Here is a 16,554-nt window from a genome sequence, read left to right as displayed (position 1 = left end):
CGGCGGGAGGGATGTCCGTCAGTCTTAGCGGCTGCCTCGAGTCGGACGGGACGACCGATCCCAATTCGGATTCCGACGAGGACGGAGTCGATACGACCGAAAACGGCACCCCGAAATCGACGACGGAGGGGGAGTTCGAACGGTGTCACCTCGTGTCGATCGACTACGAGTCACTGCCCGATCCGATCCGGGCAGAGGTCGACGCCGCACTCAAGGACGGACGGTACGAGACGGAGAGCCTCCTGTTCGACGACGCCGTCGATCCCGACCGGTCGTTCGTCGTGATCGACGACGCGCCCTACGACCCCTGCGTCGAAACGGACGGCGAGACGCGGACGCTCGAACTCGAGGCGACTGACACGATCAGACTGCCGGAACCGGCGGTCGTCCGCGTCACCAACAGCGCCGACCGCGATCACGAGGTGCGCGTCGAACTGACCACCGCCGACGGCGAGACGGTCGTCGACGAGACGGTCTCGCTCGAGCCGGGCGAGGAACGCGAACTCGAGGCGACCGATGAGTTCGGCAGGTACGAGTTGACCGCTCGAGCGCGAACGGGTCACGGAGCGGCGGACGAGTTCGACGCTCGAATCAGCGATTCGCGCTCCGATGGAACGGTCTCGGTCACCAACGACGGGATCGTGGCCACCCAGTCGGTCGCTGATGTGTTTCCGTGTTCCTGGGGCGTTCGATACGACTGACGACTGCCGTCGACGGGATTGCGATCGGTGTGATCGAAGAAGACAGCGACGCGTAGGGCATTTCACTCGATAAAGAATATAAGGACCATCGTGGTACGGGGCCATGGTATGTCAGAACACCCCACGATTGGCGATACGCTCGAGCAGACGGTCGACCGGTATCCCGACCGGGACGCGATCGTCTATCCGCGGAAGGGCCAGCGGTGGACCTACGCCGAGTTCGACGAGCGGGTGAATCGACTGGCGAACGCCTTGCTCGAGGCCGGAATCGAGAAGGGAGATAGGGTCGCAACTGTGCTCTACAACAGATCGGAGATGGCACTCACCGTTTACGCCTGTGCGAAGATCGGTGCCGTCTTCACCCCGCTGAACTTCCGCCTGCCGGCGGGCGAGATCGAGTACATCGTCGACGATGCCGAAGCCGAGCTGGTTGTCTTCGAGTCCGAGACGCAGGAGGCGGTCGAGGGGGCGCGTCCCAGTCTCGAGACCGTTGGGGAGTACGTGTTCATCGACGACGACCGCGACGATCCTCCGGCGTATGCGACCGAGTTCTACGACATGCTCGAGTCGGGATCGCCGGAGCAACCCGGGGTTTCAGTCGCGGAAGACGACGTGTACGCCTTCATCTACACGTCGGGGACGACGGGCCGCCCGAAGGGCGTCGTCCACGAACACCGGAACATGGTCGAACACGACCTCCTCTGTATCGCGGAGATGAACCTCACCCGCGACGATATCGGGCTGTCGATGATGCCGTTGTACCACTGCGCCGAACTCCACTGCAACCTGTTCGCCCGGGTCCACCGCGGCGCGGCGACCGTTATCCACCACGAGTTCGAACCGGCGGCCGTGCTCGAGGCGATCGAGGACCACGGCGTCACGGTCCTGTTCGCGGCACCGACCGCCTGGAACGCGCTCTCGATGGCCGCCGCCGAGTCGCCCGTCGACGTCTCGTCGCTCCGACTCGGGCTATACGGTGCGGCCCCGATGCCCGAACAGGTGCTCGAGAACTGTATGGACCACCTCTGTAAGGACTACGTTCAGGCGTACGGCATGACCGAGATCGGCCCCGCCGGCGTCTTCCAGTCGGCAGCTGACCAACTTTCCAAACAGGGCTCAGCCGGCTTACCCGGGCTCAATCACGAACTGCGCATCGTCGAACCCGACGCGGACCCGGACCGGGAGGTCGAACCGGGAGCGATCGGCGAGATCCTGATCGCCAGCCCGTGTACGATGCGGGAGTACTGGAACCGGCCCGAAGCGACCGCGCGATCCCTGCGCGAGGCCGACGGCACGACGTGGTACTACACCGGCGACCTGGGGTATCGCGACGACGACGGCTACCTCTACGTCGTCGACCGGAAAGACGACATGATCGTCTCCGGCGGCGAGAACGTCTACCCGGCCGAGGTCGAGGACGTGCTGTTCGGCCACGACGCCGTCGACGAAGCGGCCGTCGTCGGCGAACCGGACGAAGAGTGGGGCGAACTGGTCGTCGCGTACGTCGTTACCGACGACGGCATTAGCGCGACCGATCTCGCCTCGTTCGTCCTCGAGAGCGACCGGCTCGCCGATTTCAAGCGACCGCGGACGTACTACTTCGTCGACGAACTCCCGAAGAATCCCAGCGGCAAGATCCAGAAATTCAAGCTCCGCGAGGACGAGGCAGACCTCGAGTCCGAGGCCGAAACCGTCGCGTCCTGAGACGCGGGCCGATCTCGGTGACGTCGGCGAATCACACCCGAGACCCCGAGTCTCGAACATTCATCGTTGCCCGCGCCGTCTGGGGACGGTCCCGTGACACGATCCAGTTCCGGCCGAACGGTTCCGAGTCCAAATCGTATTTATCGCCGCGGGCAAAACGTGGCAACGATGGAACGCGGGTCCCGGGAATCGTTTACGCGCATGGGTACGCTGGGGATCGAAGAGGAGTGTTTCGTCGTCGACGAGGACGGCCGCCCGACCAGCGGAACCGACGAACTCGTCTACGAACACGAACCCCCCGAAATCCTCGAGGGCCGATTGGACCACGAACTGTTCAAGTTCGTCATCGAGACCCAGACGCCGCTGATCGAAGACCCCGAGGACGCCCGCGACTCGCTGCTCGAGATCCGACAAGCGCTCGTCGACCACGCCGAGGCCCACGGCTACCGGATCGCCGCCGCCGGCCTCCACCCGCTCGCGAAGTGGCGCGAACTCGAGCACGCCGAAAAGCCCCGTTATCGCTCGCAACTCGACCGAATTCAGTACCCACAGCACCGGAACACGACCGCGGGGGTCCACGTCCACGTCGGCGTCGACGACGCCGACAAGGCGGTCTGGATCGCCAACGAGCTGCGGTGGTACGTGCCGATCATGCTCGCGTTGTCGGCGAATTCGCCGTACTGGAACGGGTTCGACACCGGCCTCCAATCGGCCCGCGCGAAAATTTTCGAGGCGCTGCCCAACACCGGGATGCCGACCCACTTCGAGGACTTCGAGGCCTTCGACCGGTTCGAACGCCGGATGCTCGAGACCGACTCGATCAGCGACCGCGGCGAACTCTGGTACGACGTGCGCCCCCACACGGCCCACGGAAGCGTCGAGGTGCGGACCCCGGACGGGCAGGCCGATCCCGACATCGTGCTCGCCTTCGTCGAATACACCCACGCGCTCGTCGAGGCGCTGGCCGAGGCCTACGAGGACGGCACGAACGGCCACCGCCACCGCCGGGAACTGCTCGACGAGAACAAGTGGCGGGCCATCCGCTACGGGCAGGACGCCTCCTTCATCGACCGCGATCTCGAGGGGACCGTCGGACTGGGCGAACTCGTCGATCGGGAGTGTGAGCGGTTGGGGATCGACGGCATCAAAGAGGTGTACGAACGCGAAAGCGGGGCGGATCGCCAACGTCGCCTGCTCGAGGACGAGGGTCCCGACGCGCTGTGTGACTCGCTCCGTCTGCAGACGGAGTAGAGCCGCAGAAACCCCCGAGAATCCGTCCTCGTGTCGTTCTGCCGACACACCGTCGCTATTTACAGCTCTGGTCGCGTTGCCACCCCCACAAAGGTTTAACTCCGCTCGAAGCCTCGTCCTGTACGAGAAGCCACATGAGTTCCGACGACACTGACGAGCGCCCGGGCGGCGCGGACGGCGGAGACGAATCGCTCGAGGGGGCAGACGAGTTCGTCGAGCACACTGGAGATGACTTCGGTCGGAACCCGACCGTCGAGGAACTCGACCAACGGATCGTCGACCTGCTCTCGTGGATTCTGGACACGGAGACTCGCGCGAAGATCTACGTATATCTGCTAGCGAACCCGGGCAGTACCTCCGAAGAGGTCGCGAAGGGGACCGGCCTCTATCCCAGTACGGTTCGCGAAGCGCTCGCGGAACTCCACGAGGAAGACCGCGTGACCCGAGAGAAACGCGCCAACGAGGGCGCGGGGAACAACCCCTACGAGTACACGGCGATCCAGCCGAGCGAACTCGTCGGCGGCGTCGTCGATCAAGTCCAACACGAACTGAACACCATCTTCACGCTCGACCGCGTCCTCGACCGCGAGGACGAACGCAATGCCGGGGTCGAACTCGAGGAGGACGTCGAACCGGTGACGATCACCGTCGACGACACGGCACCGCCGCCGGCCGACGAGATAGAATCGGACGCGGACGCCGATCGTGACTCCGAAGCCGATGTCGACGCCGACGCTCCTGGCGACACCGAGACCGACGTCATCGAGTTCGAAGACGACACCGACCGCGATGACGCCGGCGATCGGGATAGCGACAACTAACGCAGAATCAAACCGGATTTCGAATCGAGTCCGGAATCAGAACCGGGAAAGCGACCACAACTCGCCAGCTCGCTGGTCCATCGTTACGCCTCGAGGTCGAGGATATCGTGTCGCTCGAGTTCGAGATCCCGACCGACCGCGTCGACGGTCGTCGTCGGCCATCGATCCGTCGCGGTTAGGACCTCGACCTCGTCGTCGGTGACGAGTGCGGTATCTTCGCTTTTCGCCCCCTGGACGGTCGGATTCCACGCGTAGGCCATCGGTACGTTGACCGGTGCGTCGTGGTCCGGCGTGGCGATCCACTCTCGGCCCGCGAAGCCGGCGGCCCCGCCCTGATGGTGGTGTTCCCACTCGCCCGCGTAGCCGACCGCGTCATAGGCGTCCTGAACGGCGGCGAAGACGTCGCCCGCCTCGCCGCCGTCTTCGGCCACCGCCTGCGTCGCCGCCAGCGCCGTCGTCTCGACACGGGCCGCGGCTTCGTGTCGTTCCTCGAGCCACGACGGGGGATCGAAGGCGACGGTTCGGGTACAACTGGCGTGGAGCCCGGCGCGCTCGGCGGTTACGGAGACCAGTGCGTAGTCGCCGAGTTCGGCCTCGGTCGGCGTGTAGTGGCGGTACTGCTGGGCGCGTTCGGCACCGCCGACGAGCACGACGGGCGCTTCGATGTCCCGCGCCGAGAGGGCGATCCGCAACGCCGACGCCACCTCGTGTTCGGTGTCCTCGGGCTGGAGTTCTCGACAGACCGATTCGACGGCCGAGGCCGTCTGCCCGCCGAGTTCGCGGTAGTGCTCGCGGTCGCGCTCGGTCAGCGGCTGGCGTACCGCCGACGGGTCGACGCGCTCGAGGCCGGGGATATCGATGTCGGCAGCGGCCCGCTCGTCGCCGTCGACGCGCTCGGCGACGGCCTCGGAAAGCGACGACGCGTGCCACGGGAACCGCTCGATCGACACCTCGCTCGCCTCGAGGTCGGGCAGTTCCTCCGCTTCGATGCGGTCGGCTTCGATATTGTTCGTCACGAGGCGGAGATCGGTGCCGTCGTAGCCGATCGCGGCGACGCCGGTATCGCTCTCGCGGTCGATCACGCTGTTCCCGCCGGTGAGCCACGCAAACGAGTTCGGCCGGGCGAACCAGACCGAATCGAGGTCGTGTGACTCGAGGACGGCCTCGAGTCGCTCGCGTTTGTCCATGTCGTGTGCTGGCGTGGGGTGTTCTTGAATGCGGCGAACGTCGGGTCGTCACCGTCGGGGTCGGCGAGCGGGCCGCCGAAACCGTCGCGCTGTGTTACGATCGCGTGACTCGGTCAACATAAGTACGGCCCGTCCTAACTCCCGCTGAACGACCGTGTCGTACGATAATCACGCGCCCGACTCGAGGTTTCGATCGTTGATCGATCGGTTCGGCTTTCCGCACCTGCTGACCGTCACGCTCGTCATGGTCGCGGCGACGATCCTGCTGGGTATCGCCGCGAAGGCGACGGGCTCCGGGCTGGCCTGCGAGGCCAACTGGCCCCAGTGTGACGCCGGGCCGTACAACCTGTTGCCGGGGAGCCTGCCGAGTTTCTACGAGTGGTTCCACCGCTTCGTCGCGATGTTCGCCGGCTTTGCCATCATCGGCTCCGCGCTCGCAGCGTGGCGACTCCCCGACGTTGACCGGCGAGTAGCCGGGCTGGTCGTCCTCGGAATGGTCCTGACGCCGGTACAGGTCGTCCTCGGCCGCGAGACCGTCACGACCTACACGATGGACATCCTCTCGTTGCACTTCTGGACCGCCGTCCTCATCTTCACCCTGTTCCTCGTTGCTACCGTCTTGGTCTGGGCCCACCGACTGACGGGCTCTCACGTCACCGGCGCGCTCGCGGTCGGCATCGTCGCGTTGCCCGCACACGTCGTGCTCAGCCCGGTCGTCGGCTCCGAAATTTCGAGTTACTCGCCGACGATGCAGATGGCACAGTACGGCGTGACCCTCACGCTCTTGGGCGCGGCGATCGTCGCGACGATGATCGGCCGGCGTCGCTTCGCGGGCCGCGCCGTGGTCTCACTGCTCGCGGCACCGCCGATTGTCATTGCCGTCCTCTTTTTCGGCCGGCAGGCCGTCGATCCGGCACTCGAGATGCCCTATCTCGTCGCTTCGGCCGCGCTCTTCGTGACCTTCGTCGCGGGGATCGTCCTCACTCGCGGCGCGGACGACTCGAGCCGAGCGGCCGATGCGCTCTCGCGGTAGGTCCGTCGAATCGTCACGGCAATTTTCGAACCGAACTCAGCTGATAGTGACGACGATGAGGGTCCCGACGAGGACGGCCCCGACGCCGAGTCCGAACAGGCCGTAGTTGGCAAGCGGGTTCGCCGCCGTCGTCAGATCGACGGAGTAGCGACGCCGCGAGAGCGGCCAGAAGGGGCGGACGCCCATCGGTGTCAGGGCATCGACGAGGAGGTGCGAACCGATCGAGAGGAGGCCGACGAGAAAGGCGAAGGTGACGAAGCCGGCGTCGGCAAAGGCCGAGGACGCGTCGACGAGGACGGCGGCCAAGGCGGCGAGGCCGGCACCGACGAGCAACGCGAAGGGGACCGTGTGGGTCGGGCCGCGGTGCTCGATCAGCGGGAGGCGGTGATCGCAGTCGGGAAGCGTCGACAGCCCCACACAGACGAGACCGCCGACGATCGCGACCGCCGCGTGTCCCCAGAGGGAAACGACGGTGCCGACGGGCGCGTACGCCAGCAGCGCACCGCCGTAGTGGCCCTCCTGATACATATACAACACGACCCGACGGCTGAAATATAAACTTACCGTCGTCGAGTCGATGGTCAGACCGGCCGTCGGCTCCGGCCGGAGCGGCGAGCGCGGCGGTCCGCCGAATCCGCCCGGCGCGACCGCTAGGGTTTTGACCGCAGATCGCTTCCTCCCGTGCGTGCAAAACGTCACCGACAGGACGAGCAACCCGTTCGGACTGCGACCGCCGTTCGACCGCTCCGATCCGGGCGACCGGGCGGCCGCGTTCGGCTACGGTGACGCCAACGCCGACTTCCACGTCATCGGCGACTTTCCCGGCGTCCACGGCGGCGAAACCACTGGCATTCCTTTCACCGAAACCGAAGCCGGAATCGCTATCCAAAACGTCCTCCGCGAGACCGGTTTCGCAAGCGGACCGCAAGCCGAACCCGTCCTCGAGAACTGTTTCTGGAGCTACGTCCACATGTGCAGCCTTCCAGACGGGGAGCGACCGACCGACGAGGATTACGCCGACCTCGAGCGGTTTTTCGACGCCGAACTCCGCGCGATCAACGCCCACATCCTGCTGCCGGTCGGGGCTCGTGCGACCGATCACGTCCTCCGGGAGTACACGACCCAGCGCCGCCGGTTCGACCTCGACATGCCGTCGTTACACGCCCGCGACATCCGCGGCCGCGGGTTCATGGTCGTTCCCGTCGCCGACCCGGTCGAGTGGGTCGACGGCGACCGCGAGGCGATCGTCTCGAAACTCGAGGCGATACTCGCGAGCGATTACCGGCAGACGAAAGGCGTCGCGACGCTGGTCGGCTGACGGCGGGACGTTACGAATCCGTTTTCGGCGCGAAAACGACCAGCGCCGTACTATCCTCCACCGCGTAGGGTGACACGTCCTGATCGCCGTCGAATCGGACGACATCGCCCGACTCGAGGTCGTAGACTTCCTCGCCGAGCGTGAGGTCGACGGCACCGTCGATGACGTGGATGACGACGTTCGACTCCGGATGGCGGTGTTTCGGGACCCGCTCGTCCGCGTCGAGTTGCAGTCGCACGGTTCGCGGGGTTCGCTCCTCGAATACCTCGGCGTGGGGCGCTTCCTCGAGCGTCTCGAGCGACGTGGCTTCGGGCATACGCGAACAGTGGGGATACGCGTGCATGTAGTTTGGAACGAACACGTTCGGGTAAGGGAGCGGAGGGTGTAATTTCCTCGAGCGGATCGATGTTTCGTCGACAGGCCGAAATAATATCCTGTTTTAGGCTGAGGTACAGCTATTCGGGGGAAAATTAAACAAGGTATAATGAACAACGGGAGTGCATGGAGGTCGTCAACCCGGCTACCGGCGAACGAGAGGAGACGGTCGAGGAACACACTGAGGCGGACGTCGAGGCGGCCCTCGAGCGCGCGACCGACGCCTTCGCGGAGTGGCGCGAGCGACCGGTTCGCGAACGCGAGGAGTTGCTCGCGGCGGCGGGAGACGTGCTCCGTGAGAACAAACGCGAGTACGCCGAGACGATGACCCGAGAGATGGGAAAGCCCATCTCGCAGGCGATCGGCGAGGTCGAAAAGTGCGCGTGGGTCTGTGACCACTACGCCGAACACGGCAGCGCCTACCTCGAGGCCGACGCGCATCCGAGTCCGCCCGGAACGGACGTGAAGACTGTCTACGATCCGCTCGGGCCGGTTCTAGCGGTGATGCCGTGGAACTTCCCGTTCTGGCAGGTGTTCCGGTTTGCCGCGCCGCATCTCACCTCGGGGAACGTCGGACTGCTCAAACACGCCTCGAACGTTCCCGGCTGCGCGCAGGCAATCGAGGACGTGTTCCGAAAGGCCGGCTATCCCGAGGACGTCTTCCAGTCGCTGCTGATCCCGTCGGATCTCGTCGCCGACCTCATCGAGGACGACCGCGTCGAGGCCGCGACCGTTACCGGAAGCGGCCCGGCGGGTCGTGCGGTCGCCTCGACGGCGGGCGACCAGCTCAAGAGATCGGTCCTCGAACTCGGCGGGAGCGACCCGTTCGTCGTCCTCGACGACGCCGACATCGCGGAGGCGGCCGAGACGGGCGCGTGGGCGCGCAATCAAAACGGCGGGCAGTCCTGTATCGCCGGCAAGCGGTTCTTCGTCCACACCGATGTCTATAACGAATTCCTCGAGCAGTTCCTCGCAGAAATCGAATCGCTCACGGTCGGCGACCCGATGGACGAGTCGACCGACATCGGCCCGCAGGCCCGCGCTGATCTCATGGAAGAACTCCACGAACAGGTCGACGCAAGCGTCGAAGCCGGTGCCGAGGTACTCACCGGCGGGGAACCGCTGGACCGCGAGGGTGCGTTCTACCCGCCGACCGTGCTCGCGGACGTGCCAGCGGACTGTCCGGCCGCCACCGAAGAGCTGTTCGGGCCGGTCGCCGCCGTCTTCGAAGTCGACGATGAAACCGAGGCCGTCGCGAGAGCGAACGACACCCGATTCGGCCTCGGCGCAAGCGTCTGGACGGCCGACCGCGAGCGCGGCCAGCGTCTCGCGAGAGAGATCGACGCCGGCTGCGTCTATATCAATCAGCTCGTCAAATCCGACCCGCGAGTCCCCTTCGGCGGCGTCAACGACTCCGGGTACGGCCGCGAACTCGCCCGCGAAGGAATGCTCGAGTTCGTCAACCGAAAGACGGTCTGGGTCGAGTAACGGCCGGCCGACGCGGCTTCAGTTTCGAGATCCGAATTCGGGTTACGACGCGGACCGGGTTTTGGCTCGGTCTCGAGGCGTGGTGGTCCCCGTTTAAATACTCAGAGAGAACATGTTCTCGGGACTTCCCGATTCCTAAGAACCTGCTCGACCCGTTATACACGGGGCCTTCTTAGGACCAGTTGTCATGAGCGATCGTATCGGCGCACCCGGATTGGGGCTATCGCGACGCGAATTCGTTGCTGCGACCGGCGGTGTAGCGGCACTGACCGGACTTGCCGGCTGTACGGGTCAGGGAGCCCAGCAGGACTCCCAGCCGGAGGAATCTGGCGAGGGTTCGACGGAGTCGTCGAACTCCGACCTCCCGTGGACGAGCGCGCCGGAGGTCGTCCACGTCGACGAGCAGGGCGGCAGCGTGACGCTGCAGTCGGTGTCGGCCCAACACGCGGTCCACCCGATGGACTCGATGGGCGGACCGGTCGAACTGCCCCGCGTCTGGGCGTTCAAGGCCGACGACGGGCAGCCGAGCGTTCCGGGACCGATCCTTCGGACGACCGAGGGCAACGATATCGAGGTGACCCTCGACAACACGGACGCCGACATGCCCCACACGCTACACTTCCACGGGGCACAGAAGACCTGGGAGAACGACGGCGTGCCGACGACGACGGGGATCACGGTCAACCCCGGCGAGAAACACACCTACACGATCCCGGCGAACGTCCCGGGGACTCACCTCTATCACTGCCACTACCAGACCCACCGGCACATCGACATGGGGATGTACGGCATTTTCCGCGTCGATCCGAAAGGGTACGAGCCGGCCGATAAGGAGTACTTCTTCACGCTGAAAGACTGGGACTCCCGGGTCAACCGCCAGTTCGCCGGCGAGGACGTCGACTACAGCCCACGGAACCGCAACCCCGACGTGTTCACGATCAACGGGAAAAGCCTGCCGCGGACGCTCCACCCCGAAGAGGGATCGCCGATCATCGTCGATCACGGCGATACCGTCCGACTGCACATGGTCAACGCGGGTTACATGTCCCACCCGATGCACACGCACAACCACCGCTTCCGTCTCGTCGAGAAAGACGGCGGCCAGATCCCCGAGGCGGCCCAGTACGAACAGGACGTCACGAACATCGCGCCCGCGGAACGACACACCGTCGAGTTCGAGGCAGACGCCGATCCCGGCATCTACCTCATGCACTGCCACAAGGTCAACCACGCGATGAACGGCAACTCCTACCCCGGCGGCATGGTCAACGGCATCGTCTACCGCGACGCGATGGACACCGACGTCTTCGCCGACCTCATGCAGTACGCGGGCTACGAAGGCTGACCGCCGAGAAACGGTGAAAACACGGAGATAGCACCGATCACGGTTACGATCGACTTTCGGTTTTCGCCGAGACAGCCGGCCCGCCGGTCGTCGGTTTTACGTCGTCGATCCGCCGACGCCCGGCCGCGGTGATCTCGTACCGGCGACAACCGATCGAACGAACGTCCTCCTCGTCACGCAGTCGGCTACAGGCCTGTTCGACCGCGATCGGGTGTTCGTCGATCGCCGCGGCGAGATCCACGACGTAGCGGGGCGACTCGTCTACGAGCACGTCGAGGACAGCCAACTCGAGTCGTCGTCGGGACATCTATCGCTCCCGTGTCTCCCCGTAGGCGTCCAGTAACTCTCGGTATCGGTTTCGGACCGTGACCCGGCTCACGCCGGTTTCCTCGCCGATCCGTTCCTGTGTGAGTCGCTCGTTTGCGAGCCGCGCAGCCCCGTAGATCGCCGCCGCCGCGAGTCCGGCGGGGCTTCGCCCGCTGTGGAGCCCCTGGGCTTTCGCCGCCTCGAGGATCTCTCGGGCCAGCCGCTCGGCGTCGTCGCTGATCTCGAGTACCGACGCGTACTGCGGGAGGTAATGGATCGGATCCGCGGGTTCGATCCGGAGCCCGAGTTCGCTCGAGAGGTAGCGATAGGCTCGCTGAATGGGGAGTTTGTCGACGCGGCTCACTGATGTGAACGCGACCAGCGTCCGTGGCGTGCCGTGTTGTCTGGCGGCCGCGTACAGGGAGGCGGTCGACATCGCCTCGATCGAGCGGCCGGGCAACAGGCCCTCGTCGACGGCGCGGCGGTACAGAACGCCGGCCGTTTCGCGACACGGGTCCGGCAGCCCGAGTGCCGACGCCATGCGTTCGATCTCGCCGAAGGCCTGTTTCAGGTTCCGCTCGGCGGCGTCTTTCGAGGTGAATCGCTCGTTCCACGTCCGCAGCCGCCGGAGCTGTTCGCGCTTTCGACCCGAAATCTGATTGCCGTACGCGTCCTCGTCTCGCCAGCCGATCGTCGTACTGAGACCCTTGTCGTGACGGAGGTTCGAGACCGGTGCGCCGACCCGCCGTCTATCGTCGGCGTCGTCGAAATTCCGCCACTCGGGGCCGTAATCGATCGCGTCCGCATCGAGGACGAGCCCACACTCCGCACACGTCCGCTCGCCGTGTTCCTCGTCGCGATGGATCGACCCGGCACACTCCGGACACTCCGCTCCCCGCCGCTCAGGAGCGATCTCGCGCTCTCCGTTCCGGGTCGATTCCTCAGTAGCCGTACCGACGATCGTCTGAGTCATTGGTTCTGTCTCCGCCGGGACACGGCCCGGCCGTGTGTGAGGTCTTCGCTTGGATTGGAGGGAAGCATGGGTATCAACGACCGGCGGATTCCCAGCGCGTGGGAACGGTCAGCGAGCGGCGTCGATACCGCGGCCGGCGGGCGGGTTCGAGAGGAGCAACGTTTATTCGCCGCGAGACGACAGCACAGACAATGACTCGCGACGGGGATCGGACCGAAAGCAGCCGTGAATCCGGCGTCGACACGAACCTCGAGGCCGAGGACGACCGCGTCGAACTGGGGCTCGCGCTGCTCGCCCGCCTCGAGCACGAATCGCTCTCGCTCGCCGACGCCGTCGACCGAATCGAGACGGTCACGGCCGATCCGACGGTGACTCGAACGATCCTCGATCAGGCGGAACTCCGCGGAATCATCGAACGCGACGACGGTATCGTCCGCCCGAAGAGTTCCCAGTACGTCCGCTTCGAGCGCGACGTGATCACGAAAGAGGGAGAGTTCTCCTGTCGGCGCTGTGGCTCCGGACTGTCGACCGGTTACTTCATCGATCTCGAGGCCGGGGAACTCGGCCCCTTTGGCTCCTCGTGTATCCGAAAAGTGACGGGACGGGACGACTAACGGCCCTGCCGGAGTTCCGCGATCAGCTGATCGATCGTCTGTTGCTGTTGTTCGATGATCTCGCTCTGCCGTTCGACCGCCGCCTCGAGCGAGTCGAGTCGTTCCAGTAGTTCGGGATCGGTCTCGGCAACGGGTGCAGACTCAGCGGGTGCCGACGGCGGCGACTCGGAAGCAGCGGGGGCTGGGTCCGTCTCGGCGGCCTCCTCGAAGACCGAGCCGGTCTCCGCTTCCCTCTTCGCTGCGGTATCGGGCTCGGTCGCGCGGTCGTCCGTCTCGGCGGCCGCTCGAGTCGATGATTGGACCGACTGTCCGTCGCTCCCGTTGGCTCCCGCCACCGATTCGGCGGTCGCGACATCGTCCCCCGCCCCGCCGGCGAGCGGATCGGTCGATTCGGAACCCGCCGCTTCGGTGGTCTGTTCGGCGGTCACCTCGCGCTCCTCGGGCTCGGGCGGGTCGGCATCGAGCGGGTCGACGCCGCCGCCGAAGTCGACCGAACCCCCGCTACTGGTCGGCTCGTCGTCCTCGACGCCGATCGTCTCGTTGAGTTCCTCGAGCGAGCCGACGTCGTGGTAGTCGAACAGCGCCCGCTGGAGACGCTCCCGGAGATCGTTCGCTTCCTCGTTGGGGGCCTTGATCCGCTGGGGCCGGCCGTTGGCCGTGAGGACGATCTGGGTGGCGACGCTCCCGTCCTCGAACGAGAGGCTGGTCACGTCATCGAACTGGTACTCCTCGAAGTCCTCGTCCCAGACCGCGCCGCCGATGTGTTTGACGAGTCGGTCGCTCGTAACAATCAGCGTCAGTTCGCTAAATCGATAGGGCTTGATGACCGTCTCGCCGGGCCCGGTGATCCCGTTGCCGTTTAACACTCCGGCGAGGACGGGGTGTAACACCTCGTCGGTTTTCCCCGCGGGCACGGAGAACGATCGCTTGCCCTCGAGTGCGTACTCGAGGGTGAATTTCGTTTTGCGCCGCCCTTCGGAGAGGGTCAACCGATCGGCGTCGTGGGGGTACTCGTCGGCCGATTCGTCGCTCAGGAGACCGTCGGCACGGTAGACGATCGTCCTCGTGGGAGTGATGAAGAGTTCGTCGTCGCTGCCGAGAGAGACCCGGGCTGCGATCTCCTCGCCATCGAGAGTCGAGTGGACGATGCCGGGAACGCTCATGCGGCGCTGTTCGTAACACCGTTTGATAAAGATTGCTAGCCCGCAACCACGGGTCCGCACAGATCACGCGAGCACAGCGGTCGTTCTCGCCGAATCCAACCCGGTGGTGGCGGGCGATCACCACCCGTGGGTCGGCGTTGCACGGCGGATCCGAATACAAAGGTTAAAGAAACGGACCGCACTACTCGTAACCGAGCCCGGGTGGCTTAGCTGGACATAGCGCCGCACTCATAGGGTTCAGAGATTCGGTGCGGTTTCGCCTTGGAAGCCTCCGTGTCCCTCGAGGACTGCCGAGCCTCGAACCTGGGACATGCGGAGATCGAGGGTTCGGAGCCCTCCCCGGGCATTTTTCACACGAACGTCACGAACGGAGTGAGTGACGACGCCGTGAAAATGCCCGGGGAGGCGGAGAACCCGGTGGTCTTTGCCGAGCGAAGCGAGGCGAAGGCAGGAAAGACGAACGCAGTGAGTCTTTCCGTGGTTCGGAGCCCTCCCCGGGCACTACCCAAATTCTTCACATGGGCACATAAGCACCCCTTATAGTGCGAACTCAAATCCTGATATTGCCTCAGTAGACGCGCCGAGAACACCTATCTGAGGTCATACACCAGATCTGATTTATCGAGTAACGGAAAGTCTGCTGGGAGTGTCAGGGCATGAGCGCCAAGAGTAACTACTTCGACCAGCTCCCGACATGTCCGGAGTGCAGCCGGATCCTCGGTGAGCCGACATGACTCGAACCACGAGCGGACCTATCTCGGGATCAACAACGCCGACGCCCTCGAGAGCAAGATTCGCGAGTACCACGACTGATCCGGGCGGACGACCTGCAACGGGGCGAGCTGTCTCAAGGTCGCGAACCAGCGCGTCGACGACCTCCGAGGTGAGGACGATGGGTGATAAGTACAGCAGCGAGATTTATCGTTCGTTGTCACCCGAAAACCAGGCCCAGGGCACCGATGATCGCCATTCCGCCCCCCACAATTCGGTTGAGTCCCACTTTCCAATCTGCCGGTTCGACTTCGGACCAGGACCGCTTACTCCCGATCGAGTCAAGTCGCTCCTCGAACCGTGCGATCTTATACGGCCAGATCGCACTCGGGGTCCCGAAAACAAGAAGAATGATTGCCAATGGCGGTTCCATATTTCGCTCTGCGAGTGTCAGGTGATAATTCTTTTGAGACACCTCTTCAGGTCAGTAGTCGCTTCAGATCTCGGCTCGGTACTGCTTTTGCGCGATCAAGAGCGATCATCGACGCGTCTCACAGGGCACGCAAGGCCAAGACACCGAGCCAAAGGCGACCCGGCTCGAGTCCGTCCGGAAACACAAGATCAAGGCCGGCGAGATCGGTCCCGAAGGGCCGGTTGAGGGGACTTGGCAGGTCGACAACAGGGCGATCGCAGCCTATCCAGTCCGAACGATCTTGGCCTCGAGGAACAGCGAGCGAGTACGATTTCACAGGTTCGATGGGACGATTCTTACTCACTCGGAATCGGGGCGACGTTGATATACACCAAGGCGAACATATTCACTGTCGCGTTCCCTGCGCGACACGAAATCAGCACCCGATTCCAACCCCATCCATGCCCGATCCGCCCGGCGGCCATCCCCCTGTGCCCATCCGGGCGGCCTTTTGAGGTCTTTCTCGAAGCACTCAGACGCCGAGCGATGGCTCTATTGAAATCCAATTCTTCATATGTATTTCAGCGTGAAACGCATGCTCACTACGAGTACAAGTATATCGGAGAGCGAGGGTTTATTTTCCAATATTTGTAGTGCTATAGTATGATGGAAACGCTCATAGCCCTCTACCAGCGCAACGAAGTATTCTGGATGGGATTGTCCATAGTCTTTCTTGGTGTATTGATTCCCGAAGCCCTCGCATTCAGAGCAATCAATCTCTCAAGTCTATTCGTCGTCACTGGAGGTGGCCTCCTAATTACGAGTGTATTTGTCGGTATCTACAGATTTTTTATCCCAACGTAACTGCTGGAGCAGTCGACAAGAGTGTGAGCGATACATAGAAACTCTGAATTGAGCGACAGTTACACAGATAATTCTGAATAAAGAACCTATATTGCAACCCACTGGTGTTATAATTCTATACCAATTCCCTCACTGAACGTATTTCCGATACCCATTGTCAGTCGAAGGCGAGTAACAACGTCGAAATGCCGGGGAGGGCACGACACTCGAGATTTGTAGTCACTGGCGTTCTATAATACGCTCTCAGATAGCAAACTCCTCGTCACACTCTCCCCCTCACTCGAGAAA

General features: G+C 64.0%; 16 protein-coding genes, 1 tRNA gene and 1 pseudogene. 11 read left to right on the top strand and 7 right to left on the bottom strand.

Annotation, left to right across the window (positions count from 1 at the left end; translation table 11 throughout):
• Positions 1–11: 11 nt before the first annotated feature.
• The 4 genes from ACJYUO_RS11475 (at position 12) to ACJYUO_RS11460 (ending at position 4,477) form a co-directional block, all read left to right on the top strand.
• Complete coding sequence (locus ACJYUO_RS11475; RefSeq protein WP_494345507.1) at positions 12–701, top strand: Ig-like domain-containing protein; 690 nt, start codon at positions 12–14, stop codon at positions 699–701.
• A 108-nt stretch (positions 702–809) separates the two neighbouring features.
• Complete coding sequence (locus tag ACJYUO_RS11470) at positions 810–2,405, top strand: fatty acid--CoA ligase (RefSeq protein WP_494345506.1); 1,596 nt, start codon at positions 810–812, stop codon at positions 2,403–2,405.
• A gap of 168 nt (positions 2,406–2,573) precedes the next feature.
• Positions 2,574–3,656, top strand: coding sequence for a glutamate--cysteine ligase (locus tag ACJYUO_RS11465; RefSeq protein WP_494345505.1), 1,083 nt, complete (start codon positions 2,574–2,576; stop codon positions 3,654–3,656).
• A gap of 134 nt (positions 3,657–3,790) precedes the next feature.
• Positions 3,791–4,477, top strand: a complete 687-nt coding sequence (locus ACJYUO_RS11460; RefSeq protein ID WP_494345504.1) for a helix-turn-helix domain-containing protein — start codon at positions 3,791–3,793, stop codon at positions 4,475–4,477.
• An 83-nt stretch (positions 4,478–4,560) separates the two neighbouring features.
• Here ACJYUO_RS11460 and ACJYUO_RS11455 read toward each other — a convergent pair whose 3' ends face one another.
• The gene (locus tag ACJYUO_RS11455; protein ID WP_494345503.1) at positions 4,561–5,664 is read right to left on the bottom strand and encodes a M24 family metallopeptidase; all 1,104 of its coding nucleotides are present in this window, start codon (positions 5,662–5,664) and stop codon (positions 4,561–4,563) included.
• 154 nt (positions 5,665–5,818) lie between these two features.
• Here ACJYUO_RS11455 and ACJYUO_RS11450 point away from each other — a divergent pair, with 154 nt between their 5' ends.
• Complete coding sequence (locus ACJYUO_RS11450; protein ID WP_494345502.1) at positions 5,819–6,697, top strand: COX15/CtaA family protein; 879 nt, start codon at positions 5,819–5,821, stop codon at positions 6,695–6,697.
• Positions 6,698–6,733: 36 nt separating this feature from the next.
• On the opposite strand, the gene ACJYUO_RS11445 is transcribed toward ACJYUO_RS11450, so the two are convergent.
• On the bottom strand, positions 6,734–7,225 hold the full coding sequence (locus ACJYUO_RS11445) for a metal-dependent hydrolase (RefSeq protein WP_494345501.1): 492 nt from the start codon (positions 7,223–7,225) through the stop codon (positions 6,734–6,736).
• 157 nt (positions 7,226–7,382) lie between these two features.
• On the opposite strand from ACJYUO_RS11445, the gene ACJYUO_RS11440 reads away from it, so the two are divergent.
• Positions 7,383–8,015: a uracil-DNA glycosylase family protein gene (locus ACJYUO_RS11440; protein ID WP_494345986.1), complete on the top strand. Its 633-nt coding sequence runs from the start codon at positions 7,383–7,385 to the stop codon at positions 8,013–8,015.
• A gap of 10 nt (positions 8,016–8,025) precedes the next feature.
• Here ACJYUO_RS11440 and ACJYUO_RS11435 read toward each other — a convergent pair whose 3' ends face one another.
• Entirely contained in the window at positions 8,026–8,331 is a 306-nt protein-coding gene (locus tag ACJYUO_RS11435; RefSeq protein WP_494345500.1) for a cupin domain-containing protein, read from the bottom strand.
• A 182-nt stretch (positions 8,332–8,513) separates the two neighbouring features.
• Here ACJYUO_RS11435 and ACJYUO_RS11430 point away from each other — a divergent pair.
• Positions 8,514–9,878: pseudogene (locus ACJYUO_RS11430) on the top strand (NAD-dependent succinate-semialdehyde dehydrogenase); the annotation flags it as partial.
• 187 nt (positions 9,879–10,065) lie between these two features.
• Positions 10,066–11,223, top strand: coding sequence for a multicopper oxidase domain-containing protein (locus ACJYUO_RS11425; protein WP_494345499.1), 1,158 nt, complete (start codon positions 10,066–10,068; stop codon positions 11,221–11,223).
• Positions 11,224–11,266: 43 nt separating this feature from the next.
• Here the strand turns inward: ACJYUO_RS11425 and ACJYUO_RS11420 are convergent, their stop codons facing one another.
• Complete coding sequence (locus ACJYUO_RS11420) at positions 11,267–11,530, bottom strand: MarR family transcriptional regulator (RefSeq protein WP_494345498.1); 264 nt, start codon at positions 11,528–11,530, stop codon at positions 11,267–11,269.
• Positions 11,531–12,502 carry a transcription initiation factor IIB gene (locus ACJYUO_RS11415; protein ID WP_494345497.1) on the bottom strand — a complete coding sequence of 324 codons (972 nt, stop codon included), beginning with the start codon at positions 12,500–12,502 and terminating at the stop codon, positions 11,531–11,533.
• Between the two features lie 191 nt (positions 12,503–12,693).
• Here ACJYUO_RS11415 and ACJYUO_RS11410 point away from each other — a divergent pair, with 191 nt between their 5' ends.
• Positions 12,694–13,116 (top strand): DUF5830 family protein, encoded by a 423-nt coding sequence (locus tag ACJYUO_RS11410; protein WP_494345496.1) that lies wholly within the window; start codon positions 12,694–12,696, stop codon positions 13,114–13,116.
• Here ACJYUO_RS11410 and ACJYUO_RS11405 read toward each other — a convergent pair.
• Positions 13,113–14,279 (bottom strand): DUF7115 domain-containing protein, encoded by a 1,167-nt coding sequence (locus ACJYUO_RS11405; RefSeq protein ID WP_494345495.1) that lies wholly within the window; start codon positions 14,277–14,279, stop codon positions 13,113–13,115. The two genes, ACJYUO_RS11410 and ACJYUO_RS11405, sit on opposite strands and share 4 nt — an antisense overlap.
• Positions 14,280–14,474: 195 nt before the next feature.
• On the opposite strand from ACJYUO_RS11405, the gene ACJYUO_RS11400 reads away from it, so the two are divergent.
• Positions 14,475–14,625: transfer RNA gene (locus tag ACJYUO_RS11400), tRNA-Met, on the top strand.
• A 585-nt stretch (positions 14,626–15,210) separates the two neighbouring features.
• Here the strand turns inward: ACJYUO_RS11400 and ACJYUO_RS11395 are convergent.
• Positions 15,211–15,423, bottom strand: coding sequence for a DUF6199 family natural product biosynthesis protein (locus tag ACJYUO_RS11395; protein ID WP_494345494.1), 213 nt, complete (start codon positions 15,421–15,423; stop codon positions 15,211–15,213).
• 642 nt (positions 15,424–16,065) lie between these two features.
• Here ACJYUO_RS11395 and ACJYUO_RS11390 point away from each other — a divergent pair.
• Positions 16,066–16,266 (top strand): hypothetical protein, encoded by a 201-nt coding sequence (locus tag ACJYUO_RS11390; RefSeq protein WP_494345493.1) that lies wholly within the window; start codon positions 16,066–16,068, stop codon positions 16,264–16,266.
• The last annotated feature ends 288 nt before the right edge of the window (positions 16,267–16,554 follow it).

Source organism: Natrinema sp. CRL1 (assembly GCF_059162405.1).
Note: the sequence above shows the minus strand (reverse complement) of the source record. Positions and strands in the feature narration are given on the sequence as shown.